Consider the following 4,314-nt stretch of genomic DNA (forward strand, 5'->3'; position numbering starts at 1 on the left):
GCAAAGGCCAAATGAAGGGTGACCACGCCACTCGAACGGTCGCCGCGCAGTTCTATTCGCTGCTTATCTAAGGACTCCTAAGCGAATCGCCGCTTGCTCGTCATGGCTCCGTTATCGCGACACAACCAGTGCTCGGAGAGTTCCTGCAGCGACAAATAGAGCTGCATAAGATTTACTTCGGCGCGCGCGGCGAACTGCGAGGGCTGAGTGCGACACACCGGGAATTTCTCAACCGTTGTCGTGACCTGAATCTGACAAGCAAGCACTATCCGTTCAATCAGAACTTGCAGGGCATTCGCAGCTTGGCAGCGGCCATCCGCCGCCTGATAGCAAGCCAGACATTCGCCCAGGCCGCGCGCGCTGCAGGCGCACAACACGTTCAACCCGTTCGTCCGCCGCAAGATCAAACGCCACGACATGCGACGACGCGCCCGTTCGAGATCGTCGAATTTGACGGACACAAACTGAATGTGCGTTTGCGCATTCGCATGGTCGATCCCATAGGGATGCAGCGCGATTTCGAGCTCGAGCGGGTGTGGCTGCTGGTTGTCCTCGATGTATGCACGCGTGCGGTGCTCGGCTGGCACCTCGCACTTTCCGCCGAATACAACCGGCACGACGTCATCAAGGCGATACAAAATGCGCTGCAGCCTCGTCGCAAGCGAACCTCCTTTTCCATCGCCGGTATGCGATACGAGACGCACGCAGGGTTCATCAGCGATGCCGTTCGTCAGACCGAGTACGCGACGTGGGACTGGTTGCGCTACGACAACGCGCGCTGTCACCTCGCCGGCGAGACGCTCGTCACCGTGTGCGACATGATTGGTAGCCACATCGACGCGGGACCATATGCGGAGCCCAACGAGCGGCCATATATCGAACGATTCTTCGGTACGATCGGCAGCACGCTGTCGCACCGACTGCCCGGCACCACCGGTACCAGCGCCCAGGACGTGCGGCGGATCTTGTCGGAGCCGGACGGCGACCTCAGCCTGCTCGTGAGCAGCGAGGAGCTTGCCGAATTGCTCGACGTCAGCTTCGCCAATTATAACGGCACCCCCCACGACGGCCTGGGCGGACGCTCGCCCATCGAGGCAATGCAGCATTTTGAGCGAAAGGGACTGGTATGGCGAACGCTTGCCCAACCCTATCGGAAAAACCTGATGCTGCTCCAGCCGGTCCATCATGCCACCGTCTGCGGCAATCTGCGCCGTGGCGTGCGTCCTTATATCAATCTGTATGGCGTGCGCTATTCCAGTAGCGTACTCGGCGAAGCCTCCCGCCAGATCGGCAAACCTCTGCGCGTCTATTTCGATCCTGATGACATGCGTGTCGTGAGTGCCTTTCTTGAAAACGGAGAAGAAATCGGCCCATTACGGGCAGCCAGACCCTGGGACCAGACACCTCATTCGCTGCGGCTTCGCCAGGAGATTCTACGACTGAAACGCCTCGGGGAAATCCAGTACGACGAGACGTCCGATCCGGTCGAAGTCTTCCTCAAATATCGACAACGTAAGTCCCGCTCGAAACGTAAGCGCATGTCGCATCGCGTCGCGGAAGCCGCTCGCGCGGTGGAGCAGCGCAACACGAATCATGCAGACGCCCTCCCTACGGCAGCGTCCAAATCGGATGACATCTCCGCCGTAAGTCTGCTCGAACTCGGGAAAGGACAGATCTTTCGTTGATCATGGCGACCGACTCCTTGCGCCCCCTGCCGATCGACCAGCATCCGGTCGTGCTATGCAAGTACCGCATCCCGACGCCGTCGATCGCGGAATTCTACGCGTTGCTGCTACGCTGTCTGACCTTGCGCACTGGAGCGACGGTGTATGCGCGATCGCGCGTCGGTAAAACCTATGCAACTTTGTTTCTTGAGTCGCTCCTCGCTTCGCAACGCCCCTCCTTGCCGATCCTGCGCATGCGTTGCCAGCATAAGCGCATTCCAACGGAGACGGCCTTCTTCAGCGCGTTGCTCACCATGGCGCGCCACAAGGCCAGTTCCGGACGCGATCCGACACAGTTGCGACAACGGCTTACGCAACGCCTGCTCGAAATTGCCGACCAAGCACACAGCAACATCATTCTCGTTTTTCTCGACGAAGCCCAGCACCTGACCTATTCCGAATTCGAGTGGCTGCGCGACATTCACGATGAACTCGAGCTCGAGGGCGTGTGCGTCGTAACCATGTTCGTTGGTCAACCGTCATTGCGATCCAAGAAAAGCATCTTTCAGCGCGATGGCGAAGAACAGATCGTCGCGCGCTTCATGACCGAAGAATTGCCATTTCACGGCGTACGCTCGGCTCAGGAGTGTTCAGCTTGCCTGCAGGGATACGATCAAGGCGAATATCTCGAGAACTCCGGCTGGAACCACACGCGGTTTTTCTTTCCTCGTGCATACGAAGCCGGCTTGCGTCTGGCCCGGGAAGGCAACGCGCTTTGGGAAGCCTTTGACGACGCTCACAAACGTGCGCAGCTGGTGGGGGAGTTGGAGATTCCCATGGAATTCTTCGCGCGCGCAGTCCAGCACATCATGCGCGAGTACGCGCAACATGACTGCGCGAACTTCGCCTTTTCCAAAGTGATCTGGGACGAAGGCGTCGACGAGTCTGGCTATGCACGCGCCAGAAAGTAACGACCTCCAACCGGGCGCGTGGCAACTGCCGTGGCAGCATAATCAGGCTGGCGCCGTTCTTCCACCACCAACTTATACAACGCGCCCAGCCTGGACCTGCAAGCTCGAATCTGCGTGGTCGCGCATTTCCAAATTCCAGGTGTTGAACTGCTTGAACTGGCAGCAGCTCAGCGAGGCCCTGCCTATGCTCTCAGCTACCACCGCCCACGCGGGCATTGATCTGCGGGCCGCCGATGCGTTCGACATCGGGACTCTGGCCGGAACGTTGCGCGTCGAGCCACATGAGCTAGAAGGCGCATTCTGCATCGCGAGCCGGCACGAAGGCGCGCTCGACGCGGCAAGCTCATCGCTGCGATACTGTCCGATCTGCGCGGCCGCCGGATTTCATGCAACGCTCTTTCAGTTCACGACGTTTGAACACTGCCCCATTCACGGATGCGCACTGCACAAAGGCTGCAGCCAATGTGGACAGCCGATGGCCTATCGCCTGGATGCCGCATTGATTCGACACCCTTACGCCTGTCCGACATGCGGCATATCGCTGCTGGCAACCGCGCTACATCGCTTGCGGCATCCAGCCTTGTACCCAGAGGAGCTTGATCGCCTGCGTTCCTGGCAAGTCTATTTCTCCTGGCACGCATGTCAACTCAACTTCCAAAAGCGGCAGCAGCGCGACGCTGACTCGGGACAATATCTTTCCGATGAGGCGATCCGGGAGCTTTCGAATATTGGGCGACGCCTCGCCTTCATCGGCGAATTACCAAAATACCTGCGCCGCCCTCCGTTCATCCCGCGCCTTGAACCAACACCGGACGCCTCAGCGCAAGATCGTCTGGAATGGCCACGCTCCCGCGTGCCCATGCAAAAGCGTGGCGCCTGGTCGCGCCGCTGGCCCCATGTTGGTCCCTCATGTGCCGCGCTCGACATCGTCTACCGGAACGCACGACGCAATCAAGGTCGACGCTTGGCGCGTTCGTTCCGACCAGTCCAACCCGACGCCATGATCTCCTTGACTGATCACGGCCTGTTGTTGATCGACGGGACGGCTCCTGCAATGTCGATCGCTTTGCTGGGTTGGCGCATGTCATGGGAGCGGCGCTTCAGTGCGCAAACGCTGACATATTGCGCGAAGACATATCCTCCGTTCGGCCTGCTCGAATGGCTGGCGTTCATGCCCGTCCATCTGCCGCCCCCGGGCCTCGGCGGTCGCGATGACTGGTTGCTTCGTCATTTTCTGCACGCGCTTCGGCAAACCTGGAACGCCTGGTGCGCGATCGCATCCGACATGCAGGAAAATGGCCGCTACGTGATCTCACCGCTGTTCTTGCCTACGCGCGCGCTGTGGCTCGACGCGCCGAGCCACTTCGATTCTTGTGTCGTCCCACGACTAACCGGAAAAAGTCACATCTTTACTTCGCAATTGACCTCAACCCTTTGATTTCTATCGTAAATGCATTGCCGCGCATACGGGCGTGCGTTTAGCTTCAGGTCGAGTCCGTACTTTACTTCGCAAAATGCACCAACTTTACTTCGGCGGACGCTTGCCTCGCGGCCGTACTTTTGCCGATGCCATTCACTGGCCCGACCAAAGCTCATGCCGCTGCTGTCGACGATCAGACTGATCGCTTCGCCTCTGGACAGGCGATCGGCCACACGGTGGCAGCGCTGTTTGACGTGAA

General features: G+C 59.2%; 4 protein-coding genes. 3 read left to right on the forward strand and 1 reads right to left on the reverse strand.

Annotated features, from left to right (window positions below; all coding sequences use genetic code 11):
* The first annotated feature begins 128 nt into the window (after positions 1 to 128).
* The 3 genes from GWC77_RS26970 to GWC77_RS26980 are packed head-to-tail and all read left to right on the forward strand — an operon-like array spanning position 129 to position 4,073.
* Positions 129 to 1,685, forward strand: coding sequence for an integrase (locus GWC77_RS26970; protein ID WP_367949124.1), 1,557 nt, complete (start codon positions 129 to 131; stop codon positions 1,683 to 1,685).
* A 2-nt stretch (positions 1,686 to 1,687) separates the two neighbouring features.
* The gene (locus GWC77_RS26975; protein WP_173262332.1) at positions 1,688 to 2,635 is read left to right on the forward strand and encodes an ATP-binding protein; all 948 of its coding nucleotides are present in this window, start codon (positions 1,688 to 1,690) and stop codon (positions 2,633 to 2,635) included.
* Positions 2,616 to 4,073, forward strand: coding sequence for a hypothetical protein (locus GWC77_RS26980; RefSeq protein WP_173262335.1), 1,458 nt, complete (start codon positions 2,616 to 2,618; stop codon positions 4,071 to 4,073). The genes GWC77_RS26975 and GWC77_RS26980 overlap by 20 nt, the downstream gene beginning before the upstream one ends.
* Here GWC77_RS26980 and GWC77_RS29200 read toward each other — a convergent pair.
* On the reverse strand, positions 4,037 to 4,314 hold a 278-nt coding region (locus tag GWC77_RS29200; protein WP_217283429.1), incomplete at its 5' end, for a hypothetical protein. The two genes, GWC77_RS26980 and GWC77_RS29200, sit on opposite strands and share 37 nt — an antisense overlap.

This window comes from Paraburkholderia sp. NMBU_R16 (assembly GCF_013282575.1).
Classification (GTDB): domain Bacteria; phylum Pseudomonadota; class Gammaproteobacteria; order Burkholderiales; family Burkholderiaceae; genus Trinickia.